Source organism: Streptomyces sp. NPDC013157 (genome assembly GCF_042899865.1).
Lineage (GTDB): Bacteria > Actinomycetota > Actinomycetes > Streptomycetales > Streptomycetaceae > Streptomyces.
Map to the genome: position 1 here is coordinate 967,091 of NZ_JBIBAK010000002.1, position 14,229 is coordinate 981,319.

At 70.2% G+C, this 14,229-nt stretch carries 9 protein-coding genes and 1 pseudogene; 4 read left to right on the plus strand and 6 right to left on the minus strand.

What is annotated here, in order from left to right; all coding sequences use genetic code 11:
* The first annotated feature begins 66 nt into the window (after positions 1-66).
* Both ACFY6U_RS09745 and ACFY6U_RS09750 read left to right on the plus strand, forming a co-directional pair.
* A complete protein-coding gene (locus ACFY6U_RS09745) occupies positions 67-1,071 on the plus strand; it encodes a hypothetical protein (RefSeq protein WP_390036370.1) in 1,005 nt (334 codons plus the stop codon).
* Positions 1,072-1,334: 263 nt separating this feature from the next.
* Positions 1,335-2,393: a hypothetical protein gene (locus tag ACFY6U_RS09750; protein WP_390036372.1), complete on the plus strand. Its 1,059-nt coding sequence runs from the start codon at positions 1,335-1,337 to the stop codon at positions 2,391-2,393.
* A 92-nt stretch (positions 2,394-2,485) separates the two neighbouring features.
* Here the strand turns inward: ACFY6U_RS09750 and tpg are convergent, their stop codons facing one another.
* Both tpg and tap read right to left on the minus strand, forming a co-directional pair.
* Entirely contained in the window at positions 2,486-3,043 is a 558-nt protein-coding gene (gene tpg / locus ACFY6U_RS09755) for a telomere-protecting terminal protein Tpg (protein WP_390036374.1), read from the minus strand.
* 9 nt (positions 3,044-3,052) lie between these two features.
* Positions 3,053-4,727: pseudogene (gene tap / locus ACFY6U_RS09760) on the minus strand (telomere-associated protein Tap); the annotation flags it as partial.
* A gap of 658 nt (positions 4,728-5,385) precedes the next feature.
* Here tap and ACFY6U_RS09765 point away from each other — a divergent pair.
* The gene (locus ACFY6U_RS09765; protein WP_390036376.1) at positions 5,386-6,027 is read left to right on the plus strand and encodes a hypothetical protein; all 642 of its coding nucleotides are present in this window, start codon (positions 5,386-5,388) and stop codon (positions 6,025-6,027) included.
* A gap of 503 nt (positions 6,028-6,530) precedes the next feature.
* On the opposite strand, the gene ACFY6U_RS09770 is transcribed toward ACFY6U_RS09765, so the two are convergent.
* Genes ACFY6U_RS09770 through ACFY6U_RS09785 form a run of 4 tightly spaced genes read right to left on the minus strand, consistent with a single transcriptional unit; the run spans position 6,531 to position 11,262 of the window.
* A complete protein-coding gene (locus ACFY6U_RS09770; protein ID WP_390036377.1) occupies positions 6,531-7,931 on the minus strand; it encodes an acyl-CoA reductase in 1,401 nt (466 codons plus the stop codon).
* Positions 7,928-9,271, minus strand: coding sequence for a hypothetical protein (locus ACFY6U_RS09775; RefSeq protein ID WP_390036379.1), 1,344 nt, complete (start codon positions 9,269-9,271; stop codon positions 7,928-7,930). Before ACFY6U_RS09775 ends, ACFY6U_RS09770 begins: the two co-directional genes overlap by 4 nt.
* 10 nt (positions 9,272-9,281) lie before the next feature.
* The gene (locus tag ACFY6U_RS09780) at positions 9,282-10,004 is read right to left on the minus strand and encodes an ABC transporter ATP-binding protein (RefSeq protein WP_390036381.1); all 723 of its coding nucleotides are present in this window, start codon (positions 10,002-10,004) and stop codon (positions 9,282-9,284) included.
* A 16-nt stretch (positions 10,005-10,020) separates the two neighbouring features.
* A complete protein-coding gene (locus tag ACFY6U_RS09785; protein WP_390036383.1) occupies positions 10,021-11,262 on the minus strand; it encodes an ABC transporter substrate-binding protein in 1,242 nt (413 codons plus the stop codon).
* Between the two features lie 133 nt (positions 11,263-11,395).
* Between ACFY6U_RS09785 and ACFY6U_RS09790 the strand changes: the two genes are divergently transcribed.
* A complete protein-coding gene (locus tag ACFY6U_RS09790) occupies positions 11,396-14,095 on the plus strand; it encodes an ATP-binding cassette domain-containing protein (protein WP_390036385.1) in 2,700 nt (899 codons plus the stop codon).
* Positions 14,096-14,229: the final 134 nt, after the last annotated feature.

The window sequence follows — 14,229 nt, forward strand, 5'->3', positions numbered from 1 at the left end:
GCGCGTACGCTGGCCGAGCCGCAGGCGTGACGACATCCCGCCCGGCACAACCCTGAAGGACTTCACGTGAGCACGTCATTCCCCTTCCTGCAGGACTGGATGGACAAGGCCCTGCAGGAGCACCCGCTGCGCGATTTCTTCGATCTGGCCAGCGGGAACGGCGCCGCCGACAGCGTCGCCTCCGCCATCACCACGGCTTTCGAGGACATCATCGAAGCCCTGGAGAAGGCGAAGCCCGAGCGGCTCGCCGGCGTACGCCACGACTTCCGCAAGGCCGCCACCACCGACGACCTGCTGATCGTGCGGGCGGAGATGGTCTCCGGCGCCAAGCTCGCCCGCGCCGGCATCCCCTTCGACTTCGGCCGGCGCAACGGCGCCACCGAGCCCGGCCTGATGCTGCGCGACATCAACCTCGCCATCGAGGTCAAGGCCCGCCGACTGGACGGCCTGCAGGACCTGCGCGACGAACTCCAGACCGCGCTCGCCGACATCACCCCGCCGGTCCTCGTGGAAATCCGGACCGACTCCCAGCCTCTTGTGATCAAGAAGGCCGTGCGGGACAAGGTGGTCGAAGAGACCATCCAGCGGGCTCGCAGCCAGAACTACGGCACTGCCGTGACCACCGTGGACCAGCCCTGGTCGGCCCGCGATCGTCTCCTGATCCACCTCGGGGCCTACCAGGCGGGCGATCCCACGGGCGGATCGCGGATCATCGTCACCGGCGGCTTCTGGGGCGCAGAGCCGGGCCCGCACATGATGGATGTGGAGGACGCCGTGTTGGCCGTTCTGGAGGACGACCAGAAGGTCCGGCAGGCCGGCATCAGGCCCACCATCCTCCTCTTCGACGCCGCCCGCACCGGCATGGCGTGGGTCCGCTCTGAGCTGGTCTGGGCGCAGCGTCTGGCGATGCGACTGCCCGCCACCACACCGTTCGTGGGTGTCGCCGTGATGACCCCGAAACTCGACGACCCCGACGTGGGCATCGCCTTGGGGGTGCGCGACAACCTGTCCGCCCAGGACCGCGCCGCCGTGGACGACCTGGCCCGCCGCCTCGGACTCACCGGGGTGTAACGCGGCCGCCCCCGGCTCCGTCCCGAACACCTCGCTAGCCGGGACCAGTTGGTTCGTGTGACTGAGTATTTCAGTTGGCGATCTGAGCACAGCAAAACTGGCCGACCAACAGCTTTTGGTTGGCCTTGACCACTTCTGCTGTTACGACTCGGTGTAGAAGTTCAGTGTCCTGCACCAAAGTGGTCACCATGGTGAAACGGGATCGCGGTGCAAGGCGAGGTGCCGGAACTGTGGTGCGAGGAAGGTAAGTTCGGGGAGGACCTGTGCCGCCGCCACGCTCGCTCAACGACCGCTACCATCGCGACCTCGCTCGGGTTACCGTGCTGCACTGGTTTGGGATCCGTGCTGACGACCAGGCCCGGAGGAACACCTGGAATCCGAAGCACAGCGTGCCGTTCCTGGCGATAATCCTTACACCTCTAGTCGTCGCCTACATGCACCACGAGTTGGGGCACCCAACCGCACAGGGACGTAGTGCCTACTTCTTCTGGATCGGCTACTACATACCCCTCGACCTGTTCGTGGTACTGGCTCAGTGGGCCGGCTGTCGCGCCTTCCATAGGGCACTGCCGAGTGTCGACAGGATGTTGACCGATCGCGGGTTGCAGGAGGTGCATGAGTGGATCGACCGTGGGCTACGCCCGTGGCGGCAGGAGCGGTGGATACTGGTGGGCTCGGCTGTGTCATGTCTGTCGCTTTGGGCATTGTCTCGCGTTCATCAGGTCGTCCAACACATGTACATCGACGCAGCGTCATACATGACGGTGACGTTGGCAGGTGCGGCCGGGACGAACAGCCTGTACTGGCTGCTTCGGGCGTCACGGCTTTCGAGGCTCATCACCAAGCCGGGGCATCTGCGTCTGGCGTGGTCCGCTCCGGCACGCACGCCAGGCATTGAGGCGCTCTCACGCTGGTACCGCATAGAGACACTGTGGTCGGTGTTCGGTTCCGCGCTCGCGTTCGCACCGTGGGTTTGGCTGTCGCCGTTCGTGGCACGGAACGGGGCCTACTTATTGACGAAGTGGGTTGTCGCAGCCACCATGCTGCTGGCGATCGTGCTGTTCGGTTTCTACTCGCAGTGGCGACTGTCGCAGGCGGTGCTGGAGAAGCGCACCGCGGTGCTGCACGTCCTGGCGCGCAGGCTCCCCAGGCACCCGCCGGGAGCACGCCCCTTGACCGAGCAGGAAACGCAGATCGTAGAGTTGTTCGAAAAGGTCTCGGAAAGCCCAGCAGGGGTGATCGACGGGCAGACAGTGGCTTCCACGCTCGTCTCGGTTGCCGCCGTACTGGTGCCGCTCGCGGTGGCCGCCCTCCTGCGATGAAGCAGTCTCACCGGTCGCCAACTCGTGAGCGCACTCGCCAACTGAAGCACTCAGTCACAGTCCGGGCTCGCGAGGTGTTCGGGGCCGGGCTGCTAGAGGTCGAACTCGAGGTGTTCGATGTCGGTGAAGCGGACCTCCTCCAGCTGGCCGGCGCGGCGGCCGCCGTCCTGGAAGTACACCTCCTTGAGCGCCTCGGCCGCGATCTCCTTGAGCTGCTGCTCGGTGGCGCCGGCTTCCTGGGCGTCGAACAGCCGGGCGGCGTAGCGGGGTGGCAGGGCGACGGTCAGGTGCCGGATGCGGTCCTGGTCCGTGGACCCGATCGGCGCGGTGTAGCCCATGCGGGCCCGGGTGTCGATGACGATGCCGCCGGTGGTCGCCGCCTTCTGGCGTGCCTGTGCCCGGATCTGCGGCTGCCAGCGGGCCTTCACCTCGCGCTCCAGGCGCGCGGCGAGGTCCGGGCGGGGCTTTTTGATCTGGTCCTTCACGTACCGCTCCACGGTCCGCTGGGAGATCCGCAGCATCTGGGCGACGGCCTTGGTGCCCTTGAGCTGCTTGACCAGGTACCGCATCTGCGCGCCGGCGCTTTTGGGCGCCGGGCGGGTGAACGCCTTCTGCACCGCGGCGTCCAGGCCGTCCCCGAACAGGCTCATCGCCCTTCCCTACTCTCCGCTGTCGACGTTGGTGATGGTGCCGTCCTTGATGTACCGGGCCAGGTTGAGTTCGGGGGCCTCGAACCGCTCGCGGACCTCTTCGGCCCACAGCACGCTCTGGGTGCCCTCCCACTTGACCAGGCCGGGGTTGATGCCAAGCTTGAAGCCGCCGGGCAGGGCCTTGCCGTCCCGGTAGGGCAGGAAGTCCAGCGGGCTGTCGCCGTCGACCGCGTACACGACGCAGTCGGAGAGGATCGCCACGGGGTACTGCCCGGTGAACGCCGCGTGCTTGACGATCTTGCGGTGGAAGTTGATGCGGGTGCGGGAGATGACGGCCGCGCGGATGTCCGGCCGCCAGGTGGGACGGGACAGCGCCCGCCACGGCTCGCCGGGCTTCCAGCCCTCCCCGCGCGGGCGTTCGCGCAGTTTGCCCAGGCCGCCTTTGACGGTGGCCTTGACCGCGCCAGCTCCGGGTCCCGCTCGCGCCAGCCGTCCATCGCGGCGAGGAAGTCGGCCGGCGGCATGTCGGCGTGCACGCCGAGGTCGGCCATCGTGGCGAGGAACGCGTCGCGCAGCCGCTGGTACCAGGCGTCCAGGTAGCGGCCGTTGTCGTAGCGCACGTGCGCCTCGATCGGCGTGACGTCGTAGCCGAGCTCCACCGCGTACGCCACGGTCGGCGTCGCGTACCAGGCCGGACCCGTCGGCCGCTCGCCCTTCGGGGTGAACGGGCTGGGCAGCAGGCTCGCGTCCAGCTCCACCCACTCCTTGCCGAGCTTCACCCGCGACAGGTCCACGGGCGAGAGGTCGACCAGCCACGCGCCGGGCAGCTTCGGATCGAACACCGGCGCCGTCACGTGCGTGGGCTCGCCCAGGCCGACGGTCAGGCCGTTGGCGCCGGCTGCGAAGGCCATGTTGACGTCCAGGCCGACCAGGTTGCGGCGCATGCATTCGGCGTCGGTGAGCGGGCGCGCCCAGTCGAAGGCCTCCTCGAACAGCTTCTCCGCGGGGCCGCGGATGTGGAAGCGGGGCAGGTCCTTGAACAGCGGGTGGCCGTCGGGGGCCTCGCACGGCGCCGGGTCGACCGGGTCCTCGCCCAGGGAACCCGGGGTCTTGGTCGGCGACTTCCGGAAGGCGCCGGTGGCCTCGTCACGCACGGCGTGGGTCGGCGGGTGCAGCGCGGTCATCAGTTCCAGGCCGGTCACGGCGGTGGAGCCGCGCGGCGTCATCACCCGCGACGCGTACACACCGAGGACCCGGGCGAGTTCGGCCGGCTCCAGCTGCGCGGCCTCGCCCCAGTGGCGGGTGTCGAGCGCGTGCCAGGACGGGATGCACAGCTGCACGCAGGCCCGCTCCGAGCCCTGCGCGGGGCGGTAGATCCGCGCCCACGGCCCGAAGCCGCGTTTGGTCAGCTTCCACTCCGCGCGCACCAGCTGCTTGACGACCTTGTGGCCCTCCGGGATCCGCCCGGAGAGCTTTTCCTCATCGGTGAGGGCGACCGGCAGGCCGTAGCGCTCCAGCGCGGACTGGGTCATGACGAGCAGCGGGTCGCCGTCCTTGCCCGGGCCGGACAGCTTCGGCTGCCCGAGCCGCGCCTCCATCAGGGTCCAGTCGATCAGAGACGGGAGGGACTTGGCGGCACGTCCAGGACCAGGCCGCCGACGCAGTACGCGAGGACCTGGCCGTCGGCACGCAGACCACCGGGCAAGGTGAAACGCACCCCGCCCGGTTCGCTCAGATAGCGAGAGAAAAATCGTGAGGGAAAGAACGAGAACGCCATGGCCACGCCGACAGATGGTCGGTGATGGCTTGAGGAGCCGAGGGCTGTTCTCTCGCCTTTACGCAGCAAGAGTGAGTCGGTGGGCTTTTCCGTTCGGTGCTGGTGGTGAGTCTCGTACGGTCTGCCCATGGGTCCGGCGGCCGTAGGGGAGGTCTCGACGGCGGGCGCCGGTCGAAAGGCGCACCTGCATGTTGAGGTTGGGGAAACAGCCGGACGTGTTCACGGTCCGGGCGAGTTGCTGCCGTTGGACCGGGGCAAGTGTCCCGAGCGCGGCCGCTGTGGAATGTCCTGTCGGAACAGTGCCGACTGCCCGGGACGGTGGGCGGGCGATGGTCTGGCGGCGCGGATAATGTCCCTCGGACCGACCGTCGGCTGCTGGGTGTTGACGCTCTCTCTGCTGCTCCGTGTCTGGGGCGTGAGTGGGCGGGTGCGGAAGCGGCTGCTGCTGTTGGCAGGATCGGCGACCGCAGGGGCTGTCTACCGGGCCGCGATCACCGCGCTGAGGGCCCCACCGGCGCAGGGACTCGACTCACGAGGCTTGGCCGGTTGGGCAGTGGTCACCGGAGTGACGATCGCGGTCGGGTTGGGGATGGCCGGTCTGGTGGTCGTTGCCGATGCCGGTACGGGTCGGCACGCGTGGCTGCGGCGCGTGCTTGACGGGGCCGTCACGGCCGGGACTGTGTTCATGGCCTGCTGGGTACTCCTGGGGAGACCCGGTGATGTCTGGCGGCCGGAGACGGGGATGATCGGCGTCCTTTGGGCCTCGGAAGTCGTGTCCCTCAGTTTTCTGCTCGCCCTGCGCCGTCTCGTACGGGGCGACCAGCAGGTCACTGTGTGGGCAGCGATCGTCGGACTGTTCCTCATGCTGGTCGGCGACACCCTGCGACTGCGAATGGCCGGCGGCCCACATGGCCCCGAGGCGATGTCTTTCCACCCGTGCGACGGCTGCGTCACCGCGGGACTGCTGGTGATCGCTGTCGGACCCTGGGTGCCCGGCGGGGGGAGCGTACTGGTCGCAGGTCGGCGGACGCTGCGGTCGGGGAGCGCGTTCATCGTCCTGACCGTCTGCACCGTCACGGCGCTCGGATACACATTGGCTCCCCCGTCCTACGACCCGGTGTCGCTGTTGGCCGGCGGGACGGTGATGCTGGGGCTCTGGGCACGCCGGATCTGCCTGCCGAGCGAGAACACCGGAGAAGATGACTGAGATGCCTGCCCGGCACGAGGATTCCGAGCCGGGCAGGCAACTCGGAGGAACCTCGGGGGCCCCGTTGGAGTGGAGTGACCCCCGATATTCCGACACCTGGACGCTGGATGCTTCGTCATCCAGGGGAAGTGATCCATGGTGGCGAAGCGGAAGAACTATCCCGAAGAGTTCAAGCGGGACGCGGTGGATCTGGTGCGTTCCTCGACACAGCCGAAAGCACACCTGCAACACGTACTCACGGCCATCGCCGTGAACAACGAACGACTCAGCGGCCCGCCGGCGACCGTGGAAACCTCTTCACCGAGACCGCGGACCGCCTTCCAGACCTTCCTGGACCAGCAGGGATCCACCGGTCAAAGTCCCGGCGCACCCTCGGCACCTGACCTCGACCATCCAAGATCCCCGACAGAGTCAAGCTCAGGCGGCGAAAAGGTGCCTGCGTCGGGCAGATGCCCGTCAGGCGTCCTGGTCCGGTCGGCGCGGGCCTGGGCAACGAGTCGATGTCACTCGTCGTTCACCCAGCGCATCAGGCGCTGCAGTGGGTAGAAGCCATCGTGGGAGAGGCCCGGTGGCATGCCGCCCGCTCTGCCGAGAGACACCACGCGCTGCACTCCGGCGCAGGCGAGGGCGTCGCGCAGTTCCGCCTTGCGGGCGTCGGGATAGACGCCGACCGTCTGAGTGGCGACTCCGGCGTGTGCGACGGCGCCGGAGAGGCCGGGGACCGGGACGACGTTGACCATCTTCCCGTCGGGGTGGAAGTCCACCGGTTCCGGGGAGCGGATGACCAGGCCCCGGCCGTCGTAGCCGCCCCACACCCGGTAGTCGGGGGCCAGGGAGCGCAGTACGTCGATCTCCTCGCGGAGTCCAGCGGCGACTCGCGGACCGTCGGCAGAGCTGAACTCCCGTGCCACGCCGAGGCGTTCGCAGAGCAGTTCCGCGTAGCGGTCGGCGTCGTCCCAGGAGCCCTCGACGAACTGGAAACGGCTGGCGACGCAGGCCTGCTGGTTGAAGAACGTGGCGTCGGCGGCGCCCGTGTCGGCGGCCTCGGCCAGGGCCTCGGGCGACGCGAAGGCCTCGTGGCCGATCAGCGAGATGGAGGTCTTGGGGTCGAAGGAGACGAGTTCGAATCCCGGGCCGACGTACCGCAGCGCCCCGCGGATGGTGGCCTCGCCGCCCCAGGCGACCAGTTTGTCGAAGAACTGCGGGCGGAACAGCACGCTTTCCACGGTCTCGTCGCCGCCGCGCCAGTACACGGCGGAGAAGGAGCGCACCACCGGGTGACCGGGAGCCGCCGCGGCCATCGTGCGTAGGATCGCGGTGGCGGTGAAGAGGTCGTTCGAGGGCAGTTTCAGCAGGTTGACGCCCTTGGTGAGGGCGCCTCGCACGACGGACATGGCGGCGACGCCGGGCGCGTTGCCGGCGATGATGTGCACCAGGCGCGGCGGGAACGCGCGGGTGGCGGCCACCCTGCCCTCGGGCAGTCGTACCTCCCGCCAGCCGTCGAGGACGTCCGTGCCGCCGAGTTCGTGGTCGATCTGGGCATACAGGTGCGGGCGCCGGAAGCTGCGCCACAGCACGGCGTAGGCGCGTTCGAGCACCTCCGCCGGTAGCGGGCTGACCCGGACCATGCGGTCCAGGGCGTCGGCGAGCAGGCCCTCGCGATCCGCCCTGAGGGCCTCGCCGGTCTCCACCAGCAGGTCGACGATCTCGGCCACGGGCACGTCGAAGGCGGGTCCGGGTTCGGTGCGGGGCCACACCAGGCGGTCCAGGTCGAGGGCGGGTGCGGTGAAGGCGGCTCCCGGACGGCCGTGGCCGACGCGGGGGCCTTCGTCGATCTCGCCGCGGATCACATGGGCGACGGCCACCGGGTCCGCCGCGGTGCTGTCGCCGGTCCTACCGCTCATCCGTGGATCATCCCCCGCACGTAGGCGTCGAGTGTCGCGGCGCAAGTGATCTTGTCGTCGCCACCGAGGTCGCCGTAGCGCTGGATGTCCGGCAGGACGGCCGGTCCGGGCCTGCCGCAGTCGCACGGGGAGAAGTCCACGAAGACCCGGTCGCCGCTGATCAGGCCGCCCCAACGGCCTTCCAGAGACACGTCGAGGAAGGCGAACCGGCCCTCCACCACGCCCTGTTCGGGGTTGAGCAGAGTCTCGCCCGGCTCGTCCAGCACCAGTGGGATCACCCATGGCGGCACGTGATAGTTGCCCTTCTCGCAGGCGAGGCAGGAGCCCTGAAGCTCCGTCATGCCGTAGCTGCGTACCCGCCGTACGCCGTCGTAGAAGGCGGCGAACCGGGCCTGGTAGTCGTCGGGCAGCGTCCGGCCCTTGTTGCCGCCGCCGCTGAGCACCAGCGTGTCCGGGTGCAGGCCGCCGTCCGGGACACCCCGGGCGCGCAGTGCCTCGATCAGGGCGAACTGCTGGTTGTTCATCCCGGCGATCAGCAGCGGCTCGTCGCGGTGCGCGGCGATGTCGTCCACGATCCGGTCCACGGCCGCGCCCAGCTCCCGCTCGCGGGCCCCGGACGCGGTCTCGAAGGAGCTGATCTCCTGCGGGCTCGCGACGCCCTCGGCCATGCGGCGGCGCAGCAGCGCGCTGCTCATCAGCTCGGACACCCGCATCGGGTCCTCGGTGAGCAGCTGGGTCTCGCCGGGCCGGGCGAAGACCTCCGCGTGCCAGCGGAAGCCGTCGACGGAGCGCATCGGGCCGCTCGCCGGTGCGAGCAGGTAACCGCGGCGGGTGGGCTCGGGCGGGAGCGGGTCGGGCCAGCAGGTGAGGTGCTCCAGGATGTCGTGCAGGAAACTCAGGTCGCTCGCGTCGCAGTTGAGGAAGGAGACCTTCCCGGAGGTACCGCTGGTGATGTACGGGCGGTGTCCGGCGGCGGTGATGCGGTCCGTCCACTCGTCGATGTCGCGTACGCCGTCCACGTCGACGTCCTCCGTCTCGACCACCGACACGGTCGTGTACCAGCGCAGCAGCCGGTCCCAGCGGCCGGCGGTGATGAGGGAGACGGGGTACGACTTGTAGCTGGTGTGCGAGAAGAGAAGCGGGACGAGGTCCGCGAAGGACGTGACCTCGTCGATGCCCGTCTCCGCCGCGCGGGTGCGCAGCAGCGGGATGCGCTCGCGGTGGGCGGCGAAGGCCTCCCGCGCGGCTTCGAGCTGCAACTCCCTTGTTTCACGGGAAGGTTGGTCGAACGTGTCGCCGGACAGGACTTGGGCCCTGATCTGCTCGCGTGCGGTTGCCACGACTCCCACCTCAATCGGTTGCGTAGGTCTTCTTCTCTGCTGAGGGATCGGCGAGATACGACGACTCGATCGCGTCCAGGTTTGCGCGCAGTTCCTTCGGGGTGCCGGTCATGGTGACCCGGCCGCGGTGCAGGACACAGACACGGTCGGCGATGTCCAGCACCTTGCGTACGTGCTGTTCGACCAGCAGCGCGCCCAGGCCGCGGTCCGCCGCCTCGCGGACCGCGCGCAGCAGCCGGTCGACCACCAACGGTGCGAGCCCGAGGGAGAGTTCGTCGGCGAGGAGCAGCTTGGGGGCGCGGCACAGGGCGCGGGCCAGGGACAGCATCTGCTGCTCGCCGCCCGACAGCATGCCGGCGCCGGTGTGGAGGCGTTTTTCGAGTTCGGGGAAGAGTTCCAGGGCCCGGTCGGCCGTGACCCGGCCGGCCCGCAGGTTCTCCGCGGTGTCGAGGCGGGTGAACACCGCCCGCTCACCGACGTAGGCCAGGCCCTGGCGGGCGCGGCGGTGCAGCGGCGTGCGGGCGGTGTCGCCCAGCCAGCGCACCTCGCCGGCCATCGGGGCGAGGTCGCCGCAGAGGGCTCGCAGGGTCGTGGTCTTGCCGGCGCCGTTGGCGCCGAGCAGGGCGACGACCTCGCCGGGGCGGACCTGCAGGTCGAGGTCGCGTACGACGGGCCGGTTGCCGTATCCGGCGGACAGGGCGCGGGCCTCGACCAGCGGCTCGGTGGCGTGCACGGACGTTCTCCTTCGGTCAGCCGGCCGGCGTCGCCGTCAGCACCTTGCGGACGTCGACGAAGGTCGACTGCGACTTGGCCCACTCGATCTGCCCGTCGTGGATGGTCAGTTCGGTGGCGGTGGTGTTGTGGATGCGGTTCAGGCCCTTGATCGGCAGGGCCGTGGACGCCTTCCAGTTCAGCGGCGGGGTCAGACCGCCGGTGCTGATGCCCGAGGTGGTGTCGAGCTCCTTCACCAGGGCCTCGGCGGTGATCGTCGGCAGCTTCTCGACCGCCTCGGTGAAGACCTTGAACGCCACCCAGGTGGTCGTGTCGGCGCCGTTGGTGGGGTCGATGCCCTTGTCGTCCTGGGTGGCCGCGACGAAGTCCTTCCAGGCGGCGTCGGAGGTGGGCGGGTAGTAGCCGGTGATCGCGGCGCCCTCCAGCGGGCTACTGCTGCCGCCGGTGCTCGCGGCCAGCTCCGGGGTGAGGTTGCCGACGACACTGCCGAGCCTGGTCTTCGCGCCGGACTGCACGTACGCCTTCACGAACAGGTCCGAGTGCGTGCCCAGGATGACGCTGACGCAGTCGCTGCCCTTGGTCGCGGCGGCGACCTGCGGGGCGAGGTCGGTGGCGGTGACCGGCACCTTGAGGTCCTTGGGCGCCGATCCTCCGGCGGAGGTCGCGCCGAGGGTGAGGAACTGCGAGACGATCGCGGCGGCCGCGAGGTCGTACCGTACGCCGGAGATCTTCTTGCAGCCCTCCTGGACCAGTTGCCGGCCGTGAGCCGCGAACACCACCGGGGTGCCGCCGTTGACCGGGAAGGACAGCGGGTTGGAGAACTCGGCCGCGGAGACGCCGGTCCCGCCGAGGTACGGGATGCCGGCCTTCTGGAGGATGGGCATGTAGCGGTCGCCGGCGAGGCTGTACGACCCCACCACCGCGACGACCTTCTCGGCGACCGCCTGTTGGGCGCACTTCTCGGCCTCGTCGGGGTCGTTCTTCTCGTTGCAGGTCAGCACCTTGAGCGGGCCGCCCTTGATGCCGCCGTTGGCGTTGATCCACTTCTCGTAGGCCTGGGCGGTCAGCCGGACTCCGGGCTGGGCGCTGCCCTGGGTGTTCTCCGGCGCCCAGACCATCACCTTCACGGGCGTCCCCTTCAGGGACGAGGTCTCGGCGGCGCTGCCGGACGCCCCTCCCCCGCAGCCGGCGGCGAGCAGGGCTCCGGTCACCGCGAGACAGGTCGCTGCGGCACCTCTGCGTCGGCGTGAGTCGTTCATGGTCGTTCCTCCGCGGGGCTCGTCATCGAGATGGCGAACAGCATGGGGTGCGTTTTTGGGTTAGTGAAGTACCCTCGGCACAATTATTTAAATAAATACGCTGTCTGATCTGTCCCCTGGGAGGTTCACCCCGATGGACGACATCCTGCGTTTCGCCCTGCTCGGCCTGGGGCTCGGCGCGCTCTACGCGCTCACCGCTCACGGCATCGTGCTGGTCTACCGGGGCTCCGGCGTCCTGAACCTCGCGCACGGCGCGATCGGGATGGCCGGCGCCTACGTGCAGTGGGAGCTGGCCGCCAACCACGGTGTGCCGTACTGGCCGGCCGCCGGGTGTGGGGTGCTCACCTCCGCGGCGCTGGGCGTGCTGACCCACCTGCTGGTGATCCGGCCACTGCGCCGGGCATCCACGCTCGCCCGGCTCGTCGGCACCCTCGCGGTGTTCATCGTGCTCACCGCCGTAGCTGTCAAGCGCTACGGAGACAGCCTGCAGTTGGTGCCGGGCAGGCTGCCGACCCGGCTGCTGTCGATCGCCGGGGCGACGGTCTCCGAGGACCGCGTCTGGCTGCTCGGCATCGCGGTCGCCGTCACCGCGGTCCTCCATCTCCTCTACCGGCGCACCCTGTTCGGCCTCGGCACCACGGCGGTCGCGGAGAACGAGAGCGCCGCCGCCTCGCTCGGCTGGTCCCCCGACCTGATCGCCGCCGGCAACTGGGCACTGGGCTCCGCCCTCGCGGGCCTGACGGCCATCCTGATCGTGCCGGTGATCGGCCTGTCGGTGACCGGGCTTACGACCCTCCTGCTGAGCGCGCTGGCCGCCGCCCTGGTCGGCCGGTTCTCGTCGTTCCCCGTCACTCTCGCGGGCGGCCTGGCGATCGGGATCGTGCAGTCGGAGCTGACCCGCTTCGGCTCCGACGTCACGGGGCTCGCCTCGTCGGTGCCGTTCCTCTTCATCGCCCTGGTGCTGGTCGCGCGCGGCCGGGCGCTGCCACTGCGCGGCACCTTCCTCGACCGGCTGCCCGCCCTGGGCACGGGCCGGGTGCGCCCGGTGCCGCTGACGCTCGCCGTCGTGGCCGGGCTGGCGCTGGTGAGCGTGTCATCGCCCCTGTGGGCCGACGCCATCACCAGCACCTTCGTACTCTCGCTGATCATCCTGTCGATCATCGTGGTGACCGGATACGCGGGCCAGGTGTCGCTCGCGGCCTACGCCCTCGCCGGTACCGGGGCCTTCATCGCCGGGCACGCGGCGGCCGACTGGGGCTGGCCGTTCGAACTCGCGCTGCTCGCAGGCGTGCTGGGTACGGTTCCGATCGGCCTGCTGTTCGCGCTCCCGGCCGTCCGGACGCGCGGGGTCAACCTCGCGATCATCACCCTCGGGCTCGGCACCACGCTGGAGGCGATGGTCTTCCAGAACACGGACCTGTCCACGACCGCCGGCAGCGACGGCATCGCCGTGGGCAGGCAGACGCTCTTCGGCATCAGCATCTCCGGCGTCGACCATCCGCAGCGGTACGCCGCCGTGGTCCTCGTGCTGTTCGTCGCCGCCACCCTCGCGGTCGCCAACGTCCGGCGCAGCCGCACGGGGCGCCGGCTCGTCGCCGTACGGGCCAACGAGCGGGCGGCGGCCGCCCTCGGCATCGACGTCCGCGCGGCCAAGCTGTACGCCTTCGGCCTGTCCGCCGCCATCGCCGCGCTCGCCGGCGTACTCACCGGCTTCCGCTCGACGTCGGTGGTCTTCTCCGACTTCGCGAGCTTCGACTCCATCACCGCGCTCGGGCTCGCCGTCATCGGCGGGTGCGGCTTCCTCGTCGGGCCGCTGTTCGGCGCCACGTTCGCCGCGGGTACGGTCGGCGCCCGGTTCGGGGACTGGGTGCTGCCCGGGCTGAGCGACTGGATGCCGCTGATCGGCGGGGTCATCCTGGTGCTGACCCTGGTGGGCAACCAGGACGGTATCGGGAAAGAGCTCGGCGGGCAGGCGGCGGGCCTGGAGCGCAGGCTGTTCCCGAACCGTGCCGCCGTGGCGCGGGGGGAGAAGCGGGAAGCCGCCGTGCCCGACGTACCGCGCGCCGCCCCGCTGCCCCTCCGGGTACGGGACCTGACCGTGCGCTACGGCGGGGTCGTCGCCGTCGACGGGCTCTCGCTGGACGTGGAGCCGGGCCGGGTCGTGGGGCTGATCGGCCCCAACGGCGCCGGCAAGACCTCCGCCATCGACGCCGTCACCGGCTTCACCCGGGCCGCGTCCGGCAGTGTGCGCCTCGGCGACGCGGACGTGACCCGGATGCCGGTGCACCGGCGGGCCGGGGCGGGGCTGAGCCGGTCCTTCCAGTCGCTGGAGCTGTTCGAGGACATGACGGTCCTGGACAACCTGTACGCCGCCTGCGACCGGCCCGGACGGTGGACGTACCTCACGGATCTGATCCGCCCCGGCAGCCGCCCGCTGCCGGCTCAAGCGCTGCTCGCGGTCAGGGAGTTCGGGCTCCAGGACAGCCTGGACCGGCCGGTGGGCGACCTGTCGTACGGAGAGCGGCGACTGCTGGCCATCGCCCGCGCGGTGGCGGCCTCCCCGTCCGTGCTGCTCCTCGACGAACCGGCGGCGGGACTGTCGGACGACGAGACCCGGGAACTGGCCCGTCTGGTACGGCGGCTGGCCGAGGACTGGGGCATGGGCGTGCTGCTCGTCGAGCACGACGTCGACATGGTGATGAGCGTCTGCGACGAGGTCGTCGTCCTCGACTTCGGCCACCGGATCTGTGCCGGCGCGCCGGCGCAGGTGCGCCGCGATCCGGCGGTGCGGGCGGCCTATCTGGGGGACCTGGAACCGGAGGCGCTCGCCTGAAAAGCCGTCGCGGGGGGGGGCCGCCCCCCCCCCCCCCCCCCCGGGGGGGGGGGGGGGGGGCGTGTCGCGCGCCCCCCGTAGGGGGCCGACCCCGGGCGGGCCCGCAGGCGCGCGGGCACGCGCCAGGGGGTGGC

Bases quoted from the DNA above. Each gene is read 5' to 3' on its own strand.
- ACFY6U_RS09785 (WP_390036383.1), bottom strand. From the start codon at position 11,262: ATGAACGACTCACGCCGACGCAGAGGTGCCGCAGCGACCTGTCTCGCG.
- tpg (WP_390036374.1), bottom strand. From the start codon at position 3,043: ATGAGCCTGTTCGGGGACGGCCTGGACGCCGCGGTGCAGAAGGCGTTC.
- ACFY6U_RS09770 (WP_390036377.1), bottom strand. From the start codon at position 7,931: ATGAGCGGTAGGACCGGCGACAGCACCGCGGCGGACCCGGTGGCCGTC.
- ACFY6U_RS09790 (WP_390036385.1), top strand. From the start codon at position 11,396: ATGGACGACATCCTGCGTTTCGCCCTGCTCGGCCTGGGGCTCGGCGCG.